Source organism: Morganella psychrotolerans (assembly GCF_001676155.1).
In the GTDB taxonomy this organism is placed as follows: Bacteria; Pseudomonadota; Gammaproteobacteria; order Enterobacterales; family Enterobacteriaceae; genus Morganella; species Morganella psychrotolerans.
In genome coordinates this window covers 438,986-462,214 of record NZ_LZEW01000012.1, presented here as the reverse complement: position 1 = coordinate 462,214, position 23,229 = coordinate 438,986, and the positions used below count along the sequence as shown (strand labels likewise).

At 50.7% G+C, this 23,229-nt stretch carries 25 protein-coding genes; 14 read left to right on the top strand and 11 right to left on the bottom strand.

All coding sequences use genetic code 11. The annotated features are described in order from the left end of the window. Positions 1-46 precede the first annotated feature (46 nt). From mlaD to mlaF, 3 genes are read right to left on the bottom strand one after another with little or no spacing between them, the layout of a single operon-like run. Positions 47-559, bottom strand: a complete 513-nt coding sequence (gene mlaD / locus AYY16_RS12515; RefSeq protein ID WP_067366948.1) for an outer membrane lipid asymmetry maintenance protein MlaD — start codon at positions 557-559, stop codon at positions 47-49. 3 nt (positions 560-562) lie between these two features. Continuing rightward, positions 563-1,345: a lipid asymmetry maintenance ABC transporter permease subunit MlaE gene (gene mlaE / locus AYY16_RS12510; protein WP_067366945.1), complete on the bottom strand. Its 783-nt coding sequence runs from the start codon at positions 1,343-1,345 to the stop codon at positions 563-565. Between the two features lie 7 nt (positions 1,346-1,352). After that, on the bottom strand, positions 1,353-2,156 hold the full coding sequence (mlaF, locus tag AYY16_RS12505; protein WP_067366942.1) for a phospholipid ABC transporter ATP-binding protein MlaF: 804 nt from the start codon (positions 2,154-2,156) through the stop codon (positions 1,353-1,355). A 782-nt stretch (positions 2,157-2,938) separates the two neighbouring features. Between mlaF and AYY16_RS12500 the strand changes: the two genes are divergently transcribed. The 13 genes from AYY16_RS12500 (at position 2,939) to AYY16_RS21440 (ending at position 11,766) form a co-directional block, all read left to right on the top strand. After that, positions 2,939-3,901, top strand: a complete 963-nt coding sequence (locus tag AYY16_RS12500) for a calcium/sodium antiporter (RefSeq protein WP_067366939.1) — start codon at positions 2,939-2,941, stop codon at positions 3,899-3,901. A 46-nt stretch (positions 3,902-3,947) separates the two neighbouring features. Beyond that, entirely contained in the window at positions 3,948-4,916 is a 969-nt protein-coding gene (gene kdsD / locus AYY16_RS12495) for an arabinose-5-phosphate isomerase KdsD (protein ID WP_067366936.1), read from the top strand. Between the two features lie 9 nt (positions 4,917-4,925). Further along, positions 4,926-5,489 carry a 3-deoxy-manno-octulosonate-8-phosphatase KdsC gene (gene kdsC / locus AYY16_RS12490; protein ID WP_067366933.1) on the top strand — a complete coding sequence of 188 codons (564 nt, stop codon included), beginning with the start codon at positions 4,926-4,928 and terminating at the stop codon, positions 5,487-5,489. A gap of 40 nt (positions 5,490-5,529) precedes the next feature. Further along, positions 5,530-6,111, top strand: a complete 582-nt coding sequence (gene lptC, locus AYY16_RS12485) for an LPS export ABC transporter periplasmic protein LptC (RefSeq protein ID WP_067366930.1) — start codon at positions 5,530-5,532, stop codon at positions 6,109-6,111. Further along, entirely contained in the window at positions 6,092-6,628 is a 537-nt protein-coding gene (gene lptA / locus AYY16_RS12480; protein ID WP_067366927.1) for a lipopolysaccharide ABC transporter substrate-binding protein LptA, read from the top strand. The genes lptC and lptA overlap by 20 nt, the downstream gene beginning before the upstream one ends. A 6-nt stretch (positions 6,629-6,634) precedes the next feature. Next, complete coding sequence (gene lptB / locus AYY16_RS12475) at positions 6,635-7,360, top strand: LPS export ABC transporter ATP-binding protein (RefSeq protein WP_067366924.1); 726 nt, start codon at positions 6,635-6,637, stop codon at positions 7,358-7,360. 25 nt (positions 7,361-7,385) lie between these two features. Continuing rightward, positions 7,386-8,822, top strand: coding sequence for an RNA polymerase factor sigma-54 (gene rpoN / locus AYY16_RS12470; protein ID WP_067366921.1), 1,437 nt, complete (start codon positions 7,386-7,388; stop codon positions 8,820-8,822). A gap of 23 nt (positions 8,823-8,845) precedes the next feature. Continuing rightward, positions 8,846-9,133, top strand: coding sequence for a ribosome hibernation promoting factor (hpf, locus tag AYY16_RS12465; RefSeq protein WP_067366918.1), 288 nt, complete (start codon positions 8,846-8,848; stop codon positions 9,131-9,133). A 120-nt stretch (positions 9,134-9,253) separates the two neighbouring features. Continuing rightward, positions 9,254-9,721: a PTS IIA-like nitrogen regulatory protein PtsN gene (gene ptsN / locus AYY16_RS12460; RefSeq protein WP_067366915.1), complete on the top strand. Its 468-nt coding sequence runs from the start codon at positions 9,254-9,256 to the stop codon at positions 9,719-9,721. Between the two features lie 70 nt (positions 9,722-9,791). Continuing rightward, positions 9,792-10,643: an RNase adapter RapZ gene (gene rapZ, locus AYY16_RS12455; protein WP_067366913.1), complete on the top strand. Its 852-nt coding sequence runs from the start codon at positions 9,792-9,794 to the stop codon at positions 10,641-10,643. Between the two features lie 3 nt (positions 10,644-10,646). Next, complete coding sequence (gene npr, locus AYY16_RS12450) at positions 10,647-10,919, top strand: PTS phosphocarrier protein NPr (protein ID WP_067366910.1); 273 nt, start codon at positions 10,647-10,649, stop codon at positions 10,917-10,919. A gap of 193 nt (positions 10,920-11,112) precedes the next feature. Next, positions 11,113-11,523 carry a nucleoside diphosphate kinase regulator gene (gene rnk, locus AYY16_RS12445; protein WP_067366907.1) on the top strand — a complete coding sequence of 137 codons (411 nt, stop codon included), beginning with the start codon at positions 11,113-11,115 and terminating at the stop codon, positions 11,521-11,523. Between the two features lie 111 nt (positions 11,524-11,634). After that, entirely contained in the window at positions 11,635-11,766 is a 132-nt protein-coding gene (locus tag AYY16_RS21440) for a hypothetical protein (RefSeq protein WP_263317262.1), read from the top strand. A gap of 134 nt (positions 11,767-11,900) precedes the next feature. Here the strand turns inward: AYY16_RS21440 and pmbA are convergent, their stop codons facing one another. Beyond that, positions 11,901-13,241, bottom strand: a complete 1,341-nt coding sequence (gene pmbA / locus AYY16_RS12440; RefSeq protein ID WP_067366904.1) for a metalloprotease PmbA — start codon at positions 13,239-13,241, stop codon at positions 11,901-11,903. Between the two features lie 173 nt (positions 13,242-13,414). On the opposite strand from pmbA, the gene yjgA reads away from it, so the two are divergent. Continuing rightward, positions 13,415-13,963 carry a ribosome biogenesis factor YjgA gene (gene yjgA, locus AYY16_RS12435; protein ID WP_067367300.1) on the top strand — a complete coding sequence of 183 codons (549 nt, stop codon included), beginning with the start codon at positions 13,415-13,417 and terminating at the stop codon, positions 13,961-13,963. On the opposite strand, the gene AYY16_RS12430 is transcribed toward yjgA, so the two are convergent. The 7 genes from AYY16_RS12430 to AYY16_RS12400 all read right to left on the bottom strand — a co-directional run bounded on the left by AYY16_RS12430 (position 13,960) and on the right by AYY16_RS12400 (position 23,190). Then, positions 13,960-14,289, bottom strand: a complete 330-nt coding sequence (locus AYY16_RS12430; protein WP_082970719.1) for a barstar family protein — start codon at positions 14,287-14,289, stop codon at positions 13,960-13,962. The two genes, yjgA and AYY16_RS12430, sit on opposite strands and share 4 nt — an antisense overlap. 3 nt (positions 14,290-14,292) lie before the next feature. Continuing rightward, positions 14,293-14,760: a ribonuclease domain-containing protein gene (locus AYY16_RS12425; RefSeq protein WP_067366901.1), complete on the bottom strand. Its 468-nt coding sequence runs from the start codon at positions 14,758-14,760 to the stop codon at positions 14,293-14,295. Next, positions 14,760-16,205 carry a metalloprotease TldD gene (tldD, locus tag AYY16_RS12420; protein ID WP_067366898.1) on the bottom strand — a complete coding sequence of 482 codons (1,446 nt, stop codon included), beginning with the start codon at positions 16,203-16,205 and terminating at the stop codon, positions 14,760-14,762. The genes AYY16_RS12425 and tldD overlap by 1 nt, the downstream gene beginning before the upstream one ends. Before the next feature lie 3 nt (positions 16,206-16,208). Further along, positions 16,209-17,066 (bottom strand): deaminated glutathione amidase, encoded by an 858-nt coding sequence (gene nit1 / locus AYY16_RS12415; protein WP_067366895.1) that lies wholly within the window; start codon positions 17,064-17,066, stop codon positions 16,209-16,211. Next, a complete protein-coding gene (gene yhdP, locus AYY16_RS12410; protein ID WP_067366892.1) occupies positions 17,066-20,839 on the bottom strand; it encodes an AsmA2 domain-containing protein YhdP in 3,774 nt (1,257 codons plus the stop codon). Before yhdP ends, nit1 begins: the two co-directional genes overlap by 1 nt. Positions 20,840-21,112: 273 nt before the next feature. After that, complete coding sequence (gene rng, locus AYY16_RS12405) at positions 21,113-22,582, bottom strand: ribonuclease G (RefSeq protein WP_067366889.1); 1,470 nt, start codon at positions 22,580-22,582, stop codon at positions 21,113-21,115. Next, positions 22,579-23,190, bottom strand: a complete 612-nt coding sequence (locus tag AYY16_RS12400) for a Maf family protein (RefSeq protein WP_067366886.1) — start codon at positions 23,188-23,190, stop codon at positions 22,579-22,581. Before AYY16_RS12400 ends, rng begins: the two co-directional genes overlap by 4 nt. Positions 23,191-23,229: the final 39 nt, after the last annotated feature.

The following is a 23,229-nucleotide window of genomic DNA, read 5'->3' as shown; positions in this document are numbered from 1 at the left end:
TCCGGCACTGAGCACGAAAATACCCGGTTTTATATTACTTTACGTATCAGTGCTGTGCTGCCGGAGCCGTTTCAGGGGCAGCTTCACTGCCGCCGTCACCGCTCTTGTACAGGAACTGTCCTATCAAATCTTCCAGTACCATCGCCGGTTTGGTGTCCTGAATGCGGCCGCCGTCTTTCAGGATAGCCGTGCCCAGTTCTTCATCCTCAAACCCCATATTCAGCGCGAGGAACTGCTCCCCCAGCAAACCGGAAGTACGGATGGATAATGAACTGGTGTCCGGGATATGGTCATACTTGCTGTAAATGTCCAGCGCGACTTCCGGAACATATTTTTCGTTCAGCCAGATAGTATTGACACGACCGACCACCACACCGCCGATTTTCACCGGAGAGCGCGCCTGAAGCCCGCCGATATTGTCAAAGGTGGCATAAATCCGGTACGTTTTTTCGCTGCCGACAGAGCGGATATCCGCCACTTTCAGTGCCAGGAACAGTATCGCCGCAATCGCAACGATGACAAAGAGCCCGACCCAAACTTCATTTTTCTTACTTTGCATTATTTAATTCCCGAACATCAGTGCCGTAAGCACGAAATCTAACCCTAACACGGCAAGCGATGAATGAACGACCGTGCGTGTTGTTGCCCGACTGATCCCTTCAGACGTCGGGATAGCATCATAACCATTGAACAGCGCAACCCAGGTCACTGTGAGAGCGAAGACCACGCTTTTGATAAAGCAGTTCAGCAGATCTTTCTGCCACTCCACATTCGCCTGCATGGACGCCCAGTAAAACCCTTCATCAATACCTTTCCAGTCCACCCCGACCATGACACCGCCCAAAATTCCGACGGCGACAAAAATCATGGATAACAACGGCATACTGATTAGTCCGGCCCAAAAACGCGGTGCAACAACCCGGCGCAGCGGATCGACTGCCATCATTTCGAGGCTGGATAACTGTTCAGTCGCTTTCATCAGACCAATTTCGGCGGTCAGCGCAGATCCTGCCCGTCCGGCAAACAGCAGTGCCGTCACGACAGGTCCCAGCTCACGCAACAGTGACAGTGCCACCATCATGCCAAGGCTGGCTTCTGCCCCGAAGGTTTTCAGAACCAGATATCCCTGTAAAGCCAGAACCATTCCGATAAACAGCCCGGATACTGAAATAATCAGCAGGGACTGAACCCCGACGCTGTAGAGCTGCTGGCGCAGCAGCGGCCACTGACGGGCAAACTGTGGTTTGCCGAACAGTGCACGGAACAGCATATATCCTGACCGCCCGAAAGACGCGCACGTTTCAATCGTGCGGCGTCCCAAAGCAGCAAGTGCCTGTGTCAACATGTCTCGTTTATCCTAATAAATCAGCGTGGTAATCACCCGCCGGATAGCGGAAAGGAACCGGTCCGTCGGCAATACCATCCAGGAACTGGCGTACGCGCGGCTCCGTATTATTCTGCAATTCATCCGCTGTACCCTGTGCAATGACAGACTGTTCCGCAACAATGTACGCATGATCTGCAATACTGAGCACTTCCGGCACATCATGAGAAACAATGATACAGGTAACGCCCAGCGACTGATTAAGCTCATCAATCAATTTGACCAGCACGCCCATCGTGATCGGATCCTGCCCGACAAACGGCTCATCAAACAGAATAAGATCAGGGTCCAGCGAAATAGCACGGGCGAGTGCCGCACGGCGCGCCATCCCGCCGGACAGTTCAGACGGCATCAGATTTGCCGCACCGCGCAGACCCACGGCTTCGAGTTTCATCATTACGGTGGTGTGGATCAGCGGTTCAGTCAGGCGGGTATGTTCACGCAGCGGAAAAGCAACATTGTCATACACCGTCATGTCCGTAAATAAAGCCCCGGACTGAAACAGCATGCTCATTTTGCGGCGTGACTGATACAGTTTACTGCGCGAAAGTGCCGGGATATTGTCGCCGTCAAACCAGATCTCGCCGCTGTCCGGACGTAACTGACCACCGATCAGGCGTAACAATGTGGTTTTCCCGATCCCGGAAGGTCCCATAATCGCGGTTACTTTGCCACGCGGTACATCCATGCTGATATCATTAAACAGCATGCGCGACCCGCGCCGGAAGCACATATTCCGGATCTCAATAATATTTTCCGTCTGTCGGTTCATAACCTCACAACCTTAACGTTATGTTTTTCGTGTTTGCGCAACACCTTATCGGACTGACCCATCATAATATAAAAAATCGCGGCAACTTTCGCCTTTAAATGCGGACGATACTATCTGAATTATCCGGAACTACCGGAAAACCGTGATAAAAGCGGTAATAAATAAGTGTATCAGGATATTAAATTCGCGCCCGGCACAGAAAGGATATTGTACTTATATTTTATTTCCCCGCCAGTTTCCCTCCGGATATCTGCCGGATTTTGTTTTTAAACAAAAAATACCATCCCCGCAAAATATGTCTTTTCATAAGAAAAATATAATCCCCTAAATCATTTTGTTCGCAGGAAGGCGGCAAGTGAAGAGCCCCGGGGAGCATACACAAGTATGTGACCCGGGGATCTGAGCGCGGCCAACGCATCTGCGGGCAAAAGGATGACGGAGATTCAATCCCCTAAATCATTTCGTTCACAGGAAGGCGGCAAAGTGAGGACATCCACGGGAGCATACATCAGTATGTGACCGGGGTGGACGAACTAAGCCAACGCACCTGTGGACGAAAGGATGACGGAGATGCAATCCACTAAATCATTTTGTTCACAGGAAGGCGGCAAGTGAAGAGCACCGGGGAGCATACACAAGTATGTGACCCGGGGATCTGAGCGCAGCCAACGCACCTGTGGACGAAAGGATGACGGGGATTTACTTTTGCGACTCACCCCGTACAATAACCTTAACACCCTGCACTTTATCATAATCCACTATTTCTGACCCGGAGGAGAGCTATGCTACTCACTTGCATTCTTTTACTTATCGGGTTGATATTGCTTGTTTATGCCTCTGACCGGATTGTTTACAGCGCGGCGATTTTTTCCCGTGCGCTTGGTATTTCCCCGTTTATTATTGGTATTGTTGTTGCTGGTCTGGGTACTTCTTTACCTGAACTGATTATTTCTGCGGGCGCGGTACTTGAGGGGCAACCTGCTCTGGCTCTCGGCACCATTATCGGCTCCAACATTACCAATTTACTGCTTATTGCCGGATTAGCGGCACTGATCCGCCCTATGAGTGTCCAGTCGGCTATTTTGCGCCGTGAACTGCCGATTATGCTGGCGGTGATGGCGCTTTTCGGGCTGTTTATCTGGTCGGGCGGCATTACCCGGATTCAGGGCGGATTTCTGCTGCTTGCGGGGCTGGCAAGCCTCTGGCTGGTGGTAAAAATTGCCTCGATTGCCCGGCGTGACCAATATGACGGCTTCACAACTGAACGAAACCATGAACTACCGCAGGAAAATAGTCTGCCGATTGCTTTATTGTGGCTGGTCGCCGGATTACTGATTTTGCCGGTATCTGTGCGGATTGTGATTGATAATGCGGTCGCCTTTACCCGTTATGCGGGCATCAGCGGGCGGATAACCGGGCTGACTATCCTGGCAATCGGTACCAGCCTGCCGGAGCTTTGCACCACAATTGCTGCTGCGGTAAAAGGGGAAAAGGATATTGCTCTCGGTAATCTTATCGGCTCAACATTATTTAATATCACAATCGTTGCCGGTATCCCTGCCATATTAGCTGCCACTCCGATGACCGCGCACAGTTTTGTATCTGATTTTTGGGTTATGATAGCGGCCAGTATTCTTTTTGTTCTTTTTTCGGCAGGCCGGAAACAGCGCCTGAACCGGCTGAAAGGGATTATTCTGCTCGGCGGATTTATTGCCTGGCTGACAAGCCTCTTTATGGGCTATTAAGCTGTACAGCTTTAGCCATTAACACACTGAAAGTGAGAAAAACCTGATGTCCCGAACTGATTTTCAACTGGCAGGTAAGCGTGTTCTTCATATTGAACGTGAAGGCCTTGCGTCACTCGAGCAGTATATCAATGATGATTTTGACCGCGCCTGTGAACTGATGTTTCACTGTGAAGGCAAAGTTATCATCATGGGCATGGGAAAATCCGGTCATATCGGGCATAAAATTGCGGCAACCTTTGCCAGCACAGGCACGCCCTCTTTCTTTGTCCATCCGGGAGAAGCGGCACATGGCGACCTCGGCATGGTGACACCGAAAGACGTGATAATTGCCATTTCAAACTCAGGTGAATCCTCAGAAATTCAGGCACTTATACCGGTTATCAAACGTCAGAACATCCCGCTTATCTGCATGACCGGTAACCCGGACAGTACTATGGGAAAAGCAGCGGATATCCATCTGTGCATCAGTGTCCCGCAGGAAGCCTGCCCGCTGGGGCTGGCGCCGACCACCAGTACCACGGCGACTCTGGTAATGGGCGATGCCCTGGCTATCGCACTGTTACAGGCTCGTGGCTTTACCGCAGAAGACTTTGCGCTCTCCCATCCGGGCGGCGCACTCGGGCGTAAACTGCTGTTACTGGTTTCTGATTTAATGAATACCGATGATGATATTCCGCGCGTACCGAAAAATGCCACATTGCGTGAAGCCCTGGTCGAAATTACCCGCAAAAAATTTGGCATGACAGTGATTTGTGACGATGACATGCTGATTCAGGGGATTTTCACCGATGGTGACCTGCGCCGGATTTTTGATGCCGGAGTCGATTTGAATAACTGCCGGATTGCCGATGTTATGACACCGGGCGGGATCCGTATCAGTCCTAATACCCTGGCAGTTGAAGCACTGAATTTAATGCAGTCACGTCATATCACCTCATTATTAGTCACGGAAGGTGATAAACTGCTGGGCGTGCTGCACATGCACGATTTACTTCATGCCGGCGTCGTATAAGGATTTGTCATGACACAAAATGCCACTGTCGCCACCTGCTATGGCGCGATAAAGCAAACCGTGATAGAAAAAGCCGCTAAAATACGCCTGCTTATTTGCGATGTTGACGGCGTGATGTCTGACGGGCTCATTTATATGGGTAATAACGGGGAAGAGCTGAAAGCGTTCAACGTCCGCGACGGGTATGGGATCCGTTGCCTGCTCACCTCCGGTGTGGAAGTGGCGATAATTACCGGTCGTAAAGCCAAATTACTGGCAGATCGTGCCATTACACTTGGAATTACACATCTTTACCAGGGGCAGAGTGATAAGCTTTTGGCGTATCGTGAACTATTAGATAAACTGGTACTCCGCCCGGAAGAAGTGGCGTATATCGGTGATGATCTGATCGACTGGCCGGTCATGGCAGAAGTCGGGTTATCTGTCGCCGTCGCTGATGCACACCCTGTATTATTACCGAAAGCGGATTATATTACACAGATTGCAGGCGGACGGGGTGCGGTCCGCGAATTATGCGATCTTATTTTGCTGGCACAAGATAAACTGGATGACGCCAAAGGCTTGTCCATCTGAATAATAATTCATTGATTACACTGGCTTTACCAAGGAATTCATGAGTAAATTTAAGCTTTGGCTGATCATCATTTTAGCCCTTATTGTTCTCGGACTGCTTGGCTGGAACTTGTCAGAATCCCGTATGGGTGACGGCGACGGCGAGATTGTGGAAGATGGTACGCCGACATATAAGACACAAACATCATCAACCCTGGCGTATGAACCCACGGGGTTGCTGGCGTACAAGCTGAATGCAGACGATGTGCAGAATTTTGCTCAGGAAAAAATTACATGGTTTACTAATCCGGTACTGACCACGTATGACCCTGATAAAACCGCTACCTGGACGGTCAGTTCAAAGCGGGCCAAATTAACCAATGACAGAATGTTGTATTTATATGGTGATGTGCAGATAAACAGTCTGACCGCCGACACACAGCTACAGAAAATTACCACGGAAAATGCGGAAGTCAATCTGATAACCCAGGATGTCCGCTCTGATGATAAAGTGACAATTCTGGGCACCGGACTGCGGTCCGTCGGGATGCAAATGCGGGGAAATTTACGCCATCGCAATGCGGAACTGATCAAAGATGTAGAGACTTACTATGAGATCCCAAATGAAAGCAAACATCCTTAATACATTGATAGCAACGACGATCCTGACTGTAAGCATCCCTGCATTCGCTTTAAAAGAGGATACACAGAAGCCGGTAACCGTCACATCGTTAAAGCAATCTCTTGATTTAGAAAAAAATATCACCACATTTACAGATGGCGTGGCGGTTAAACAAGGCTCTATCGATATCCGGGCTGATAAAGTGGTTGTCACCCGTCCGGGCGGTGATTCCAATAAAATGGTTATCGAAGCATTTGGTAATCCGGTCACGTTTTATCAGATGCAGGACAACGGCAAGCCGATCAAAGGCCGTGGCAGTAAAATGCGTTATGAGATGGCAACCGAGCTGGTCACACTCACCGGAAATGCGTATCTGGAGCAGTTAGACAGCAATATCAGCGGTGACAGAATCACCTATGTTGTGCCGACACAACAAATGCAGGCATTCAGTGACAAAGGCAAACAGGTAACAACCGTTCTGCTGCCGTCACAGATTCAGGAAAAAGGCCCGACAGCAACCAGCCAGAAAGGTAAGTAACGATTTATGGCAAAATTAATTGCAAGCAAATTAGCCAAAGCCTACAAAGGGCGTAAGGTCGTCGAGGATGTTACTCTCGAGGTCAGTTCCGGCGAAATCGTCGGGCTGCTCGGACCGAACGGTGCAGGGAAAACCACCACATTCTATATGGTTGTGGGTATTGTTCCCCGTGATGCAGGGGAGATAAGTATTGATGATGAAGATATCACACTGCTGCCGCTGCACGAACGCGCCCGCAAAGGTATCGGCTATCTGCCGCAGGAAGCCTCTATTTTCCGTCGTCTGACGGTATGGCAAAACCTGATGGCGGTGCTTGAAATCCGCAACGACCTGAACAATGATGAACGCAGGGACCGGGCGGAAGAGCTGATGGAAGAGTTTCATATCAGCCATCTGCGGGACAGCCTCGGTCAGTCACTCTCCGGCGGAGAGCGGCGGCGCGTGGAAATTGCCCGCGCACTGGCGGCGAATCCGAAATTTATTCTGCTGGATGAACCGTTTGCCGGTGTTGACCCGATTTCGGTACTTGATATTAAAAAAATTATTCAGCATTTACGTGATTACGGACTCGGTGTTCTTATCACCGACCATAACGTCCGGGAAACCCTGGATGTCTGTGAACGGGCGTATATTGTCAGCCAGGGTCACATGATAGCCCACGGCACACCAGAGTCCATTCTGAATAATGAGCAGGTTAAACGTGTTTATTTAGGCGAAGGTTTCCGCCTGTAATTTCCGTAAGGAGCCCGTGTCCGCAATGAAGCAGAGTCTGCAACTAAAACTCAGCCAGCAACTGGCGATGACGCCACAACTTCAGCAGGCTATCCGTTTGTTGCAGCTCTCCACGCTGGAACTTCAGCAGGAGATCCGCGAGGCGCTGGAATCTAATCCGCTTCTGGAACTCGATGATAATGAGCAGGAAATAGACACGCCTGCGGGTGCTGAAACACAGAAAGAAATGGACAGCGTTGAAGCACTTGAGCAAACCGTGCTGCCTGAAGACCTTCCGCTGGATACACAGTGGGACGAAATTTACACCGCCGGCTCGCCATCCGGTACCGGCAGTGACTACAGTGATGATGAACTTCCGCTCTATCAGGGCGAAACCACTGAAACGTTACAGGATTATCTTATCTGGCAGGCCCGCCTGACGCCCTTCACCGAAACCGACGCGGCAATTGCCTTCTCCGTTATCGATGCCATTGATGAAACCGGCTATCTGACTGTTCCGGTGGAAGATATCCGCCTGAGTATCGGGGATGATGAGGTTACCACCGAAGATGTCGAAGCCGTGCTCAAACGCATTCAGCGTTTTGATCCCGTCGGCGTTGGTGCCCGTGATCTGCGTGAATGCCTGCTGGTTCAGCTGAAAATGTTGCCGGAAACCACACCAAGCCTGAAAGATGCACTTGTGATTGTGGATAAACACCTTACATTGCTGGGAAACCGGGACTTCCGTACGCTGGGACGGGTAACAAAATTAAAAGAAGACGCATTAAAATCTGCCATTGATCTGATTCAGACCATGGAACCGCGTCCGGGTCTGGTAGTCAACACCGGTGAATCAGAGTATGTTATTCCTGACGTCCTTGTCAGAAAACACGGGGAGCAGTGGGCCGTTGAGCTCAACTCAGACAGCCTTCCCCGTCTGCGGGTAAACAGCCATTATGCCGCACTGGGTTCGCGAACCCGCAATGAAAGTGACAGTCAGTTTATCCGTAACAATTTGCAGGAAGCAAAGTGGCTCATTAAAAGTCTGGAAAGCCGGAACGACACTCTGCTCAGGGTATCGACCTGCATTGTTGAAGAACAACAGGCCTTCTTTGAGCACGGCGCCGAGTATATGAAACCCATGGTGCTGGCTGATATTGCACTGCGGGTTGAAATGCATGAATCAACAATTTCCCGTGTTACCACGCAAAAATTTCTGCACAGTCCGCGGGGTATTTTTGAACTGAAGTACTTTTTCTCCAGCCATGTGAGTACCGACAGCGGAGGCGAAGCCTCCTCCACGGCCATCCGGGCTCTGGTGAAAAAACTGGTTGCCGCCGAAAATCCGGTAAAACCACTCAGTGACAGTAAGCTGACGGACATACTTGCCGAACAGGGTATTCAGGTAGCCAGACGCACTGTTGCGAAATATCGTGAGTCGTTATCCATCCCACCCTCAAATCAGCGTAAGCAGCTGGTCTGATATTATTTGAGAAGGAAGACACTATGGAATTACAAATTACTGGCCACAACGTTGAAATTACAGAAGCATTACGTGAGATTATCACGTCGAAATGTAAAAAGTTGGAGCAGTTTTTCGATAAAATCAACAGCGTCCAGGTGACTCTGCGGATTGAGAAAGTCAGTAAAATTGCGGAGGCAACGGCTCAGGTAAACGGTGCGGATCTTCACGCGTCAGCGGAAAAAGATGATATGTATGCTGCAATTGATGAAATGGCTGAAAAGCTGGGTCGTCAGTTATCAAAACATAAAGAAAAACTGAGAAACCATTAACAATTCCTGTGTGTTTGAACATAAACAAGCGGGTATTTTAAATTTTCTCAGAAAAAAGAAGTAATCTGATCCCGGCTGTCATCCTGGCATCCGGGATTCTGATCCTAAGTGAACAATGAAATGAATAACGAAGCAAATTTGTCCCTGAGCGATGTACTGAGTATCAGTTGCACGCGCAATAATATTCACTGCACCAGCAAAAAACGTGCACTGGAAATAATCAGTGAGCTGGCAGCCCCGGCACTGAACCTGCCGGAAAGTACGCTGTTTGAGGCACTCCTCACACGGGAAAAAGTCGGGACAACCGGTATTGGTGGCGGGATTGCTATTCCGCACGGAAAACTGGACTGCAACGAGGCACACAAAGCCTGTGGTGTGTTTTTACACCTGGAGCACGCTATCGCGTTTGATGCGATTGACAATCAGAATGTGGACATCCTGTTTGCCTTGTTTGTTCCTTCTGACCAGTGTCAGACCCATTTACACACACTGTCGTTAGTCGCAAAAAAACTTGCGGATAAAACGCTCTGCCGCCGTCTTCGTCAGGCGCAAAGCGATGAAGAGCTGTACAGTATCATCACGGAATGATATCAGCCGGCTAACGACAATGAGATAATGGCATTATGCCATTGAAAGAGAAACGATAGGGAGTCCCCTCATGGTGCTGATGATTGTCAGCGGCCGTTCCGGTTCGGGTAAATCCGTTGCCCTGCGGGCGCTGGAAGATATGGGTTTCTATTGTGTCGACAATCTGCCGGTGACCCTGTTACCGGCACTTGCTGACACCCTGACAGCACGCGACATTTCTGCCGCCGTGAGTATTGACGTCAGGAATATGCCTGAATCTCCGGAAGTCTTTGAAGAAGCCCTGACCAGGTTACCGGCCAGTTTCTCACCACAACTACTTTTTCTGGATGCTGATCGCAATACGCTTATCCGCCGTTACAGTGATACAAGGCGCCTGCATCCGCTCTCCACCAAAAATCTGTCACTGGAAAGTGCGATTGACGAGGAGAGTGATCTGCTGGAGCCGCTGCGCTCACGGGCAGATCTGATTATCGATACCTCAGAGATGTCAGTACATGAGCTGGCAGAAATGCTGAGAACCCGGATCCTCGGCAAACGCGAACGCGAGCTGACGATGGTATTCGAGTCCTTCGGCTTCAAACACGGTATTCCTATTGATGCTGATTATGTGTTTGATGTCCGATTTTTGCCGAACCCGCACTGGGATCCGAAACTGCGGCCGATGACCGGGCTGGATAAACCGGTGGCAGCGTTCCTTGATCGCCATACTGAAGTGCATAACTTTATTTATCAGACCCGCAGCTATCTGGAACTGTGGCTGCCGATGCTGGAAACCAACAACCGCAGCTATCTGACTGTTGCTATCGGCTGTACCGGCGGGAAGCACCGCTCTGTATATGTCGCGGAGCAACTGGCGGACTATTTCCGTTCACGGGGTAAAAACGTGCAATCACGTCATCGTACGCTGGAAAAACGGAAATAATCCATGACAATCCGTTGTCAGGTTGAGATTAAAAACCGGCTGGGGCTTCACGCCCGGCCGGCGATGAAATTGGTTGAACTGATCCAGACGTTCCGTTCGACGGTTATCTTTCGCAATAAACAAAACGAAGAAGCCCGCGCAGACAGTGTACTGGCAATGCTGATGCTTGATTCTGAACAGGGCAGTATTATTGAAGTGGAAGCGACAGGGCCTGATGAAAATTTAGCGATTGAGGCAATTATTTCCCTTTTCGATTCAGGTTTTGATGAAGATTAGCTATACTAAACGGAATATTTTACTTAAAAAAAAATTGATACGCTGTTTCACTCACGCAGCCTGGTGGTTCGTGATCCTGATCTCTTTCCTTTCAGGGAAGAACAGCCTACTATCAGATTAATTCACAAAAGAGCACCCCCCTCCTTCTGGTGTGGGGGTGTTCTTTTGTATTGGAAATGATTCGGAGTGTGGTATGAATAAACCCAACATAATTATCAATGAACTGGATGCAGAGCGTCTGGATAAGCTGCTGGAACAACCTGCTTACGCAGACAGCGCCATTGCGGCTGCATTAAACGACGAGTTAGATCGCGCAGACATTGTTGCGCCGGAAGACATTCCTGCCAATGTGGTCACGATGAACAGCCGTATCCGTTTTATCGACCTGTCGAATGAGAAAGAGAGCATCCGCACCCTGGTGTATCCTGCATCACTCAAAGACAGTGCGGAACAATTATCCGTTATGGCACCGATGGGCGCTGCGTTACTCGGCCTTTCTGTTGGTACAGAAATTTCATGGAAAATGCCGAACGGCGATTCTGCGCGCATCAAAGTATTAGAGATAATCTATCAGCCTGAAGCCGCCGGTGAATTACACCGCTAATCTGCTTTAGCCGACTCTGCGTCCGTTTTCTTTTTTACCTGCGGGCGCAGCTTCCGTTTTTCCCTTCTTTGATGCATGATGCCGGTATATCCTTTTCAGTCCGGAGATACTATGTCTGCCTTTAGTCTTGCTTACCTTTTTGGCCTGCCTGCGCCGATGTCTGAGTTCTCTTTCCCTCTGTTGTTCGGATTTGAAAGTCAGGTTACCTTTGTCTGTCAAAGTATTGCGATGCTGATGATGTAAGATTCTCCGGTAATGAACTATCTAACTTTAATAATTTCATCGCTATGTTTCTTTCCGGCATAAAAAACCCTGACGTAAATGTCAGGGTTTTTCATGTAGTCATACAAGGAATTCAGGTTTTTAACACGGGGATATTACTGCCCGGCAATACTCATTTCCGGCAGCCAGACAGAGCCGCACTGGATGTTGCTGCGGGTTTCGATATCATCCCCGGTGGCAATCATATTCGCCCACATGTCTTTCAGATTACCGGCAATCGTGATTTCACTGACCGGATACTGAATCTCGCCATTTTCCACCCAGAAACCGGATGCACCGCGTGAATAGTCGCCGGTAATACCGCTGACACCCTGTCCCATCAGCTCCGTCACAACCAGCCCTGTGCCCATCTCTTTGAGCATGGCATCAAAGCCCATCCCTTGTCCGGCAATATGCCAGTTATGGATCCCGCCTGCGTGCCCGGTACTTTTCAGCCCGAGTTTCCGCGCAGCGTAAGTTGTCATCAGCCAGTTAGTCAGTACACCATTTTCGATAATCAGACGATCCTCTGTGCGGACACCTTCGCTGTCAAACGGCGTTGAAGCCAGCCCGCCAATCACATGCGGCAGCTCGCGGACAGTCAGCCAGTCCGGCAGGATCTGTTTGCCGAGGCTGTCGAGCAGAAAAGTTGATTTGCGGTAAACTGATGTACCACTGATAGCGCCCACCAGATGACCAAACAGCCCGGTGGCGACTTCCGGTGAAAAAATAACCGGCGCTTTTTGGGTTGCCAGCTTACGCGGTGCCAGACGTGATAATGTACGGCGTGCGCACTCTTTTCCGACCCATTCAGCAGACTGTAAATCCTCAAGTTTACGGGCAATAGTGTAAGCGTAGTCACGCTCCATATCCCCGTTTTCTTCAGCGATCACGCTGGCTGACATTGAGTGACGGGTGCTGCAATAGCTCTGTAACATCCCGAGCGTGTTACCAAAAACACGGATCCCACAGTGGCTGTTGAAACTGCCGCCCTCGGTATTGGTAATGCGCGGATCGGCACTCAATGCCGCTTTCTCTGCATTTGCGGCGTAATCAATCGCCTGGTCCGCGCTGACCTCCGCCGGATAAAACAGTTGCAAGTCCGGTGCGTCAAATGCCAGCAAGTCACGGTCAGCCGGACCCGCGAACGGATCTTCTGATGTGTATTTTGCAATATCAATAGCGGCCTGTACCGTGCGGACAATTGCATCGTCGCTTAAATCGGTGGAAGAGGCACTGCCTTTGCGCTGGTTATGATAAACCGTTATCCCTAACGCGCCATCACTGTTAAATTCAACGTTTTCCACCTCACCCATACGGGTGCTGACACTCATGCCGGTGGTTCTGCTGACAGCAACTTCTGCACTGTCACAGCCTTTTTGTGCAATACTCAATGCCTGTTGAACTGCCTGTTCAAGACGCGTACGTTGCGCCATAATCTGAGAAGTGATATTCATCAATCAGGTTCCAATCTAATAAATTAAGGGGCCGTTCAGCCAATCAGGTAGCTAATAGGTGTTATCCGGCCTTTTCCCCGGTTACAATAGCCAATATACGAATGTTAACACTCACAAACACAGAGATCATCCGGCGTCATGCTGCTCTGTGTTTCGCCACAGGAAATACAATTATGGCAAAGCAGCCTGAAACCTGGTTTGAAGAACCCGAAGCCCTTCCTCAGGAAGAAGAAGACGACGAGATTATCTGGGTCAGCAAAAGCGAAATCAAACGCGATGCGGAAATCCTGAAAAAACTCGGGGCCGAACTGGTTGCGTTAAGTAAAGTACAGCTGGAACGAATTCCGCTGGATGAACAATTACTCGATGCCATTTTGCTGGCACAAAAAATCAAACGTGAAGGCCTTCGCCGTCAGATACAGCTCATCGGTAAACTAATGCGCTCCCGTGACATGGATCCCATCATCACGGCACTGGATAAACTGAAAAACCGTCATAACCAGCAAGTCGTTCTGCTGCACAAGCTGGAAGATCTGCGTGATCGTCTGGTTACCGGTGATGACAGTGTGGCAGAAGAAGCTATCGATCTGTTCCCGCACCTTGATCGTCAGCAACTGCGCTCACTTATCCGTAATGCGAAAAAAGAGCGCGAAGGGAATAAGCCCCCGAAAGCGTACCGCCAGTTGTTCCAGTATCTGAAAGAACTGGCTGAAACCGCTTAATCCGCCCGCATGGTCAGGGGGGTCAGTATCAGCTGAATATCCCCCGGCCACTCTTCCTCTGCATCACGACAGGTGGCAATCACCGCCGAGAACAACCGCCGCTGACGCGCAGTAATATGCTCAAACACCAGCGTTACAGGCAACTCAATTGCGCCCGTTAACATATCCCATAATGCATCCGTGTTATGACCAAAACCCGCAACCAACTGAAATTTATCACTGAATTGCTGATAAAAATCCTCTGTGGTCCGGATCATACGGAAATCAAAATGCACTCTGTTTATCTCAGCCGTGTTTGTCCCGGTCGTGTTTGTCTCATCCGTCATGCATTATCCTGCCTTCTGAAATGAGCGGTAATGATCTGTTGTCACATAAATCAGCCCGTCATTTGAGTAGAGCAGGCGGTCACTGCCGCGATGTCCGCAGTTATAATTAATATCTGCTTCAAACCACTGCCGCGCAGGGGTATCCGGCAAGCCTTTTTCGCGGTTACCAAAACGATCACCGCCGATAGCTTTACCCGGCATCACCTCGCAAAGATCCCCTTTTGATGGCTGCCAGCCCGCATTCCGCGCCACTTTTTTTGTCACATAGTAATCCGGTAACTGCTGATGCTGCTGCACATAACGAACCACGCGGGATTTTTCCGTCAGTGCATCAATCGCTTGCGGTTGTTCTGTCTGCTGCGGGACCGGCTCTGACGGGCGGGTGTCAATAAATTGTCCCGGTAACCCCGCCAGCCAGGCAGAAACGGCAACGATCAGGACAATCACCAGCGTGCCGTACTTCTGCATCATTACGCCGTACCGCCGACTGTGATACTGTCAAGCTTCAGCGTAGGCTGTCCGACGCCGACAGGGACGCTCTGCCCCTCTTTTCCGCAGACACCCACGCCTTTATCCAGTTTCAGATCATTACCGACCATCGAAACCTGCTGCATAGCTTCAATGCCCGAGCCAATCAGTGTTGCGCCTTTCACCGGTTTGGTAATTTTACCGTTTTCAATGAGATACGCTTCCGATGTGGAGAAAACGAATTTCCCGGACGTGATATCCACCTGACCGCCGCCGAAATTCGGGGCATACAGACCATTTTTCACACTCGCGATAATCTCTTCCGGCGACGATTCACCCGCCAGCATATAAGTGTTGGTCATGCGTGGCATCGGCATATGGGCATAGGATTCACGGCGACCGTTACCGGTCGGTGCGACACCCATCAGGCGCGCATTCAGTTTGTCCTGGATATATCCTTTCAGAATACCGTTTTCGATCAATACGTTGTATTGACCCGGTACGCCTTCATCATCAATCGCCAGTGAGCCACGGCGATCACTGATGGTGCCGTCATCAACAATCGTGCACAGTGTTGATGTGACCTGCTGACCTATTTTTCCGCTGAATACAGAGGAATTGCGGCGGTTAAAATCACCTTCCAGTCCATGTCCGACAGCTTCATGCAGTAACACACCCGGCCAGCCTGCGCCTAATACCACAGGCATTGAACCTGCCGGAGCGGCAACCGCAGAGAGATTCACCAGCGCCATACGCACGGCTTCGCGGGCAAAATTATCAGCGCGGACTTCACCGTCTTCTGTGCCGAGGAAATAGTCATAACCAAAACGACCACCGCCACCGCTGCCGCCGTGTTCGCGTTTGCCATCCTCTTCCACCAGCACGCTGACAGAAAGGCGCACCAGCGGACGAATATCCGTCGCCAGCGTGCCGTCGGTTGCGGCAATCAGCACTTCTTCATAGACACCGGTCAGGCTGGCATTCACTTCCTGAACACGGGGATCTTCTGCCCGCGCCACACGATCAAGACGGTGCAGCAGGGCAATTTTCTCTTCACGCGGCATAGAACGCAGCGGGTCGAGTGCGGCATACAGCGCGGTGTTATTCACACGACTCAGTGCCTGAACCTGACCATTTCCCTGCTCACGCACAATGCTGCGCGCCGCAGAAGCACTCTGCTGTAATGCAGTGAGGCTTATCTGATCCGAATAGGCAAACCCGGTTTTCTCGCCGCTGACGGCGCGGATCCCGACACCCTGGTCGATATTATAAGAGCCGTTTTTAATAATTTTATCTTCCAGTATCCAGGCTTCATGGAAGCTGTTCTGGAAATAGAGATCGCCGTAATCAATATGACGATCAGCCAACTGAGTGAGAACAGAAAACAAATCCTGTTCATCAAGACCATTGGCGGTCAGCAGATCGTTGCTAACAGTTGAAAAACTCATAATTTACTCTTTACCTGTCGTTTTTTTCTCAATCAGCGAGGTCAGCTGAGGACGGAACCGGTTGTGTTTGACCACACGGATCTGCTCGCGCATTGATGTTAAGCTTTCCGGACGAATATCCGCTTCAATCGCCGCGACCGCATCCGGATTTTTCTTCACAACTTTACCCCAGCCGTCAACCACCATGGAGTGTCCCCATGTACGGCGGGTGCCATGTACACCAACCTGAGCCGGTGCGAGGATAATGCATTGGTTTTCAATCGCACGGGCGCGCAGTAACGGCTCCCAGTGTGATTTTCCGGTCAGACGGGTAAACGCCGCCGGGACAGAAATAATCTCAGCACCCTGCTCACGCAGCGCCTGGAACAGACCCGGAAAACGCAGATCATAACAAATAGTCATGCCGAGGCGTCCTACCGGGGTATCCACTACCGTGATGTGCTCACCGCGCTGGAAAATTTTGGATTCATTATAAGAACCCTGTTCGTCGTCAATATTCACGTCAAACATATGGATTTTGTCATAACGGGCTTTAATGTCGCCCTTATCATCAAACAAAATACTGCTGGCAGTAATGCGCTGCGGATCTTCACGGCTTATCAGCGGCATAGAGCCAATCAGGATCCAGACACCGTAACGGCGCGCCATATCAGCTACTGCACTCTGCAACGGCCCGTCACCCTGGGTTTCCGCATATTTATGATAGGTATTGCCCGAGGCAAAAATCAGGGCATTTTCCGGCGTCATGACCAATTTGATATTATCAGGCAGTTGTTTGATCTGTTGTTCGATTTGCGCCAAATTGTGTTTGGTATTTGTGCCGCTGCACAATTGTAATAATGCCACATTTGCGTTTTTCATTACTTAGTCTCCTTTAACTGACGCAAAACTTCATCTATCTTAGGCTCTTCTAAACTGCCGCTCAGGTGATAACGTATCACCGAAATTTTACTCCAGAGCGGGCCCAGTACCTTACTGGCAACAAAGACCGCAGCTCCCGCTATCGGATTGACAACAAACGCCGTTGCCACCCCGACTGTCGCAGACAATTCCGGTGTGACTACCACCGACATATCAATGCGACGCTCCACAAGATAAATCGAACCATCAAAACTGATATCCGCCATCAGACCATCCACGCGGGTATCATTCGTACTCAGAACACCTTCTTTGATGACACCTTTGCCGCGTATGCTGTCAAAAACAAAATCATTACTGAAGGTATCAGTGAAATCCAGCTGTAATTTACGTAATAACGCATCAAAACTGACCAGCCGCAGTAGTTTTCCGGCATTTCCGCCGCCCATACGCTCCATGGCTCCTTTCCCCAGCGAGGTATTAATGATGCCGTTCAGTGACGCCACATCAGGCGACCACGGCACATCACGCCAGTTCAGGTCAAAATCCACGGTAAACGGCGAGCCGGTGATCGGCACCAGTACCCCGAAATACGCAGCCATATTATCAAATACCGGCCCTTTAAACTGACCTTTAAAGTGCGATAGTGGTGTACGCCCCGCATCCCAGCGTCCGCTGACCGTCAGCTCGCTGGCACTGTTTTTTACCGATGCCGCATCCAGAACCAGGGTGTTATTTTCAGGATAAACCTTGGCATTCACCGTACCGATATTCAACCCGCCGACCCAGCACGCCTCACAACGCAACGTGATTGCCGGCCAGCTTGCGACCCGGTAATCTGTTTTGGTCTGCTCACTACGCTGAGATTTCGGCAATGCGTTCTCAATGGAGTCCGGATTATAATAAAGATAGTCAATGCTTGCCTGCCACGGTCCGGACGGCGGGAGGCGGATATCACCGCGCAGCTCCTTTCCGTCCGCACTCAGCAACCAGCCATTTTCCTGCGGATGGATGCGCAGTTTCATCTGATTCCAGCGCTGTCCGGCAAAATCCACACTTGGCGCTGAAATATCAATATTCCCCGGCAGTTTCAGTGATGAAGGCGATTCATGACTTTGCCCTGCAACAGCCAGAGCGCCGACCCAGTGCTCCCCTGTCACCGCCGGTAACGCAATACTGATGGTATCAGGGATGATTTTTTCCGGTATTTTACTACCCGGACGGATAGCGGCACCGCGCAGAGTCAGAATATCGCCGAGTGTCCAGTCTGTCAGAAAACTGAGGGATTTTCCGAGCGTTCCCCCCGCTTTCAGTGTGTGCTCTGTTCCTGTGGCATGAATATTCAGTGTGCCGGTGTCAGCCGCCCAGCGCTGGATTGCAGGTAGCGTGCTGCTGGTCAGCTTTCCGGTTTTACCATCCAGATCAACCGTATAACTGACTTCTCCTTTTTGCGGAAGCGCAATTTTCACCTCGCCCGTCCACGGAAAAGCACCCTTTACATGCTGTTTTACGGCATCAGGAAGGCCATCAATCCCTTTCATCTGCCAGTTGCCGTCCAGTGCGATATTAACCGCAAAATCTTTCGGATTTTCTTTGGTCGTGAAGTGAATATTCAGCGGTTGACCGAACCAGCGCGCAGTAATGCGATCACTTTCCAGGTCGCCGTTATCAAAACGGAACTGCCCGGAGACATCATGCAGCGTGCTGCCGAGCGGCACGACATCAATAGTATTATTTTTCAGGCGGACCTCACCGGTCGCCCGCACCATTTCATCAAAATTGAGCGGAATTTCCAGGTTAAGGTTACCGTAGACACTGCCGCCAATTTTCAGCTGTTTCAGGGTATTGCCGATGGAGTCTTTCATCGGGGTCTGATCAAAATAGTTCCCCAGCGACTCCCCTTTCCCCTCAATATCTGACTTAATATAAAGGCGCTCAATCGTAAAGTCCGGAATATCGGCTTTCAGGTTCCGTGCGGTTGCGTTACCCAGTTTCGCCTGCGGAGCCGTCATCCATAACCCGTGATTATGAAAATTCAGATCGACATCCACATCCATCAGTGCAGGCCAGTCCGGGTCGTATTTGAACGTGGCATCACGCAGCGGCACCCATATCTGAAACTGCCCCTGATTTTTGCGGAACGGAAAATCAGCAGGATCTCCCTGAAAGATTACCGTGGCGTCTTCCGCTTTCCCGGCAATCAGCGCCTGAGTCAGGTATTCATTGAGATGTTCGCCCATCAGCGGAACGGGGAAATAGCGCCAGGCTTCTCCGGCGTCCGTCAGCCGGACACCCGCCAGGATCCCGAGTGACGGCGGACCCTCTTTATTTTGCTGATAACGGAAGTGCCCGTTTGTCCATAATGCGCCGGAGCGCAGATCTAAATTATCACTCCAGGCACTGAAATTACCGTCGGTATTGCGCCACTGGATTTGTCCGCCACTCTGCGAAACAGCCAGCGGCGCGGTAAACATCGGACGATAGTCCACCACGCTGTCCGCCAGGGCAAAACGCATAATGCCTTTTGCCCGATCACCGCGCAGCAGCCCGCTGAAATGAGAGACTGACGGCAGCCCGCCCCAGGGTTTCCAGCTCACATCCTGCCAGGCCACATCCACATCCAGCATTTCCGGGGTGGCAGGCGTGATATCAAGGGCAAAGTCCTGAATCAACCCGGACGGGTCGCGGTTCTGCCAGGCTCTGACATCATCATTCGTCAGGAAAGAAAATGTCGGTACAATGCTGCTCAGGCGCGCCAATTCAATATTATTGGCGCGGATACGCAAATGCTGATTGCCCTGATATTTTTCTGATGCGGGGATATAAAGCAGTGATAAATTACCTTCCGGCCACTGTTGTCCGTCTGTTTTGAGGTTAAACAGCTCAGGAATATTAAACAACCAGCCTTCGCCCTGACGGCGCATGCGCACAACCAGGTCGCGGACTTCCAGCGTGTGTCTGTCTTTGCCGACCAGCCAGTCCGCCTCGCCGGTATTCAGTTGTACCAGCCCGCGGGTGATTGTCCCGCGCTCAACCGTCATCCAGCCGGCAAGACTGAAACGGGCTTCATTCAGTCCGGTGTTATCCCGCAGCCAGCGGCTGAACCACGGCGTCATGTCAATTTCATCCGCCTGGAGATACACCATACCTTCATCCAGCAGACCATTCACATCCCGCAGATCCAGGCGCACCTGTAACCAGCCGCGCGGGTTATTCACGGATGAGAGCCGGACTTCGCCCTGTGCCCGGTGGCGCTTGGTCTGATTAAGCCAGGAGAGGCGGGAAACCACTAAGGTAGCGGGGTCGCCGGACGGGGTAAGAAAACGGATTTCACTGTCACGCAGGTCAAAATTATCAAAACGTTCAAGCCAGAGGGCAGAAATGGCATCCGGCTCAAAATTGCCGCCGTCACTGCTGAGAGGGGATTTGTAATCCACATTCATATGCCAGAATGTCAGGTCACGAAAACTGACACTAAAGCGGAATAAGGTGCGCCAGATATCGAGGGAGAGATTAATTTTTTCGGCTGATATATCAGCTTCATCACTGGTAACCGTCAGGTCACGGATGGTCAGTACAGGACCAAAACCCTGCCAGCGTCCGCTGATTTCACCCATTTTGACTGTCGCTCCGGTCATCTCAGAGAGTTTTTCTTCGATTTGCGGGCGATATTCATTAATCTGAGGCAATAGGTAACGCAGACCGCCCAGTAACAGAGCAGCAGCAATCACAATCACAACAACACATGTAAACAAAACCTTTGGCAGTCGCCTCACTGGCTCCCCTTCTCCCTGCTGCTGTCAAGGCCGGTGATACCGGATACTGTCTCATATCCGGGAACATACCGCTATTTTATACCCTTATTCATTCAAACTGCAGGTTCGTTGGCTTCACTCAGCCAGCCGGGTCACATACTTATGTATGCTCCCCGTCAGTCTTCCCTTGCCGCCTTCCTGCATCCTGAATGACGTTGGGTATATACCTTTATTCATTCAAACTGCAGGTTCGTTGGCTTCGCTCAGCCAGCACCTTGAATGACGTTGGGTATATTACATCATCACCACATCAAAATGTTCCTGACTGTAAAGTGGTTCTGCGCGGACCTGTACCTGCTTGCCGACAAAAATTTCCACTTCCGCCAGTGCATGGGATTCATCACCCTGCAAAGCTTCTGTCACCGCCGGAGAGGCATATACCAGGAAGCGATCAACATCCAGCAGCCGGTGAACGCGGACAATTTCCCGCAGGACCTCATAGCAGACCGTTTCCACGGAGCGGACATTTCCCCGCCCCTGACAGGCCGGACATTTCTCACATAAAACATGTTCGAGGCTTTCCCGCGTACGTTTGCGGGTCATTTCCACCAGCCCGAGCTGAGAGAAACCATTGATAGTCGTTTTCACGCGATCTTTCGACAGCGCCTGCTCCAGAGAACTGAGCACCCGCCGACGGTGATCCGCATCCGTCATATCAATAAAATCAATGATAATAATACCGCCGAGATTGCGCAGCCGTAACTGGCGGGCAATTACCTGAGTTGCCTCAATATTGGTATTAAAAATCGTTTCTTCCAGATTCCGGTGTCCCACAAATGCGCCGGTATTGATGTCGATTGTCGTCATCGCTTCAGTCTGATCGATAATCAGATAACCACCTGATTTCATTTCGACTTTTCGTTCCATCGCCCGCTGGATCTCGTTTTCGGTATCATAGAGATCAAAAATTGGCTGGCTGCCCTGGTACAACTCCAGTTTTGCGGTCATTTCCGGAATATAATCATCCACAAACTCCTGCAAATCACTGAAACTCAGGCGGGAATCGATGCGGATCCGGTCGAGTGATTCACCGGCAAAATCACGCAGAATGCGGTGAGCGAGTGCCAACTCACCATAAATTTTGGTGCGCGTGGTATTGCGTTTTTTGCGCTGGATAACTTTTGTCCACAGGCGTCTGAGAAACGCCGCATCGGATGTCAGTTCTTCTTCACCGACCCCTTCTGCTGCTGTGCGGATAATAAATCCGCCCTGCTCATCACAATAGCCGGAGACAATATTTTTCAGCCGCTCGCGCTCTTCTTCACTTTCAATGCGCTGGGAAACGCCCACATGGGAAGCGCCGGGCATAAAGACCAGATAACGGGAAGGCAGTGTGATATCCGTGGTCAGGCGCGCGCCCTTGGTACCCAGCGGATCTTTCACCACCTGGACAATCAGATCCTGCCCCTGATGCACCAACTCCCCGATATCGCGGGTACGGAATTTCTCCTGCTCATCACCGGCAATACATTCTGTATGCGGAATAATGTCAGAGGCGTGCAAAAACGCGGCTTTATCCATGCCAATATCGATAAAGGCCGCCTGCATCCCGGGCAGCACCCGGCTCACACGCCCTTTATAGATATTACCGGCGATGCCGCGTTTTGCTTCGCGTTCGATATGAATTTCCTGAAGGATCCCGCCTGTAATATAAGCCACTCGTGTTTCAGACGGGGTCACGTTGACTAAAAGTTCGGCTGTCATGGTATTTCTTTTCCATCTAAGTGTGCCGGTACAGTCCCTTTCAGGGTTTCCGTGTACCGCTTAATCAATTCTTCGGTTTCCACTAACGGTAATCCCACTACGGCATGATAGCTACCATTAATTTTCCGGACATAGCGCCCGCCAAGCCCCTGAATGCCATAAGCACCCGCTTTATCCATTGGCTCACCAGATTGGATATATTCTTTTATTTCACAATCAGATAACCGGCGGAAAGTCACATCTGTCACAATCAGGATGCTGAGGGTACGAAAACGATCGGAAACCGCGACAGCAGTCATCACCTGATGCGTATGACCGGACAGTGCACTGAGCATGGCGAAAGCATGGGCTTCATCGCGGGGTTTTTCCAGGACTTCGCCGTCGAGTACCACAATGGTATCCGAGCCGATAACCGGCCTGTCTTCTGTTGCCAGTAAAACGCCTGCCTGTGATTTTTCCCGCGCCAGACGCTCCGCATATGCAGGCGCAGATTCACCGTCCCGGCGGATTTCATCAATACAGGGGGACAGTATTTCACATTGCACATTCAGCAGTTTAATCAGTTCCCGGCGGCGGGGAGAGGTTGAAGCAAGGTAAATCGGCAGCATTCAGGCGTCCTGACGTTTTGTTAACGTATCACGCCGCCG